At 29.3% G+C, this 2,091-nt stretch carries 2 protein-coding genes; both read right to left on the bottom strand.

The features are described 5' to 3' along the window. A partial coding sequence (locus CCAL9328_RS10485) for a hypothetical protein (protein WP_170000618.1) occupies positions 1–555 on the bottom strand: 555 nt, incomplete at its 3' end. Between the two features lie 59 nt (positions 556–614). Continuing rightward, positions 615–1,796, bottom strand: coding sequence for a hypothetical protein (locus CCAL9328_RS10480; protein WP_096028774.1), 1,182 nt, complete (start codon positions 1,794–1,796; stop codon positions 615–617). Between the last annotated feature and the right edge of the window lie 295 nt (positions 1,797–2,091).

Here is a 2,091-nt window from a genome sequence, read left to right as displayed (position 1 = left end):
GTAGTTTTGATTTGAGTAGTTATCAGCCTTATAATTCCCAGCATTTGGACTAAATTTATTTGCGTAGCTGTAGTTTAAACGCACATCATTTCCAAAAGAATACATAGAATATTCATGTCTGCTTGTTACGCCTAAAATATTTTGTGTTTGCTCTATTATCATATCATCAATCATTATTTTAAATATCTGCTTTTCATCTATAACCTGTGTGTTTAAGTCTAAATTTCCTTCTTTAAATAAAAGATAATTTAAGGTACTTGAGTTTAACTTAGACGTTAAATTTTTATAAGTTTCTTCATCTACAACATAATGAAGTGTGGTTTTAAAGTAAGAAATATAATCTTTATTATCTAATTTAATTAATGATTTTTGGGCATCGTGTGGTACAAGAAAAGTTGGCATATCACCATAAAAATATGAAGCTTGATTAGGGTCTCTTTGCATTTTTATTGCTTGATTTGGATTATATTCAAATACATTGCTAACATTTTGCATAAATGAAAAATTTGATTGGTTAGAAGTTATATTTAAATTTATAGATGAATTTATTTTCATTATATTTCCTTAACTTTAAGATTATAAAGCCTTATATAAATTACATAAGGCTTACAAGATTAATATGCCCTAATATCAGCAACTATAACATTATAGTTTTCATCGATATAAACTCTAAGCTCACCATTATCAAAATAATTTGTAGCACCAGATAGATCTGAAAGTATCTTATTTATCAAATTTCCATCTATAACAAGCGACATATCACTTTGATACATAGCTCTATTGCTAATATCTGTTGCATTCATATCTGCAAACATATCAATTTTATAATTCCAAAAGAAATTTTTCATAGCATTAACTTTGGCAAATAATTCTAATTTTTCGTCATCAATTGCATTTTGATTTGCTAAATCAATATCGCTTAAATCTGACTTAAGTGATATTTTTATACAACCTGAATTTTTTGCAGTAGGTACGCCTATATCGTTAGGCCCAGACTGACAAGTAGTGTTATTATTTCTAGCTACCCTATGCTCATCTATATCAGCTGGGATAGAAAATCCTTGATGACTTCCACTTGCTCTTGAGCTAGTTCCATCAAGTGTAGTCCAGCCTACTTCATAGTTTATTCCGCTATTGTTGGCTTGAAGATAAACATTTGTATTTAAAGGTATAGCCTGTGGTGTTGATACTGTTTGAGTACCACCAGTTACCAAGGTAAATGTGACACTAAGCTTACCATAAGTATCAACAAATACTCTAAAATGTGGTTTTCTATAAGACGGAGTATCTAACATCAAAGGTTCTGCATTCCCTCTTTTTGTGTTTATTCTATTTATTAAAACAAATTCATCATCGCTAGATGGATACCCGCTAAAATAAAACCAACCACCAACACTATTGTTAGCATATTCCACTCTATGATAAAACTCTTTAAAGCTACATATTGCTTGATGTGAGCCATCGTAATCACAACGATATCCAGTAGATGTATCAACTTCTGGGATATTAACATTGAAAGTTTTAGTAGGGTCATTTTGAACTTTATTATAAGCCAAATAAAATAAAAGCTGTCCGCCACTTGAAACGCTTGTAAGCTCATCTAAATTTGAATCAAACACAAACTGATCTATAGGAAGTGGAGTGTAAGAGCGAACACTTTGTTTGGATCTGCTTAGCTTTTTAGTAGAAATTTTACTTAAAATCTCTTTTGGGTTATTTACTTTTTCAAAGATAAAATTATCTGCTGAAAAAAGAGCAGAAACTAAAAAAATAGTTGCTAAAGCAATTTTTTTCATCAAATCTCCTTATATTTAAAATATAATCCATAAATCGGCGATAACAAAAATAGGTTAATATATTTTGGTTTATTTTAAACTCTTTAAATAACTCTATAAAGCTTCAAAAATATACACTACCTTACGCCCAAATTTTAAGCGGTTTTGGGTAAAATTTATCCTTATCGTCTATTAAATTTATATCATTTTGATTATTTGGCATAAATCTAGTATAAATTTGATCTATGATTATGGTTTTACCATCGTTTGTTTGGAGTGCGAATTTGTTATTTGATAACTTTTTGATTATCTCCAC

This window comes from Campylobacter sp. RM9328 (assembly GCF_012978615.1).
The sequence above is the reverse complement of the archived record's forward strand: the minus strand, read 5'-3'. Positions and strand labels throughout refer to the sequence as shown.

Excerpts from the sequence above, each read along its gene's own strand:
- CCAL9328_RS10480 (WP_096028774.1), bottom strand. The coding sequence starts at position 1,796 with ATGAAAAAAATTGCTTTAGCAACTATTTTTTTAGTTTCTGCTCTTTTT.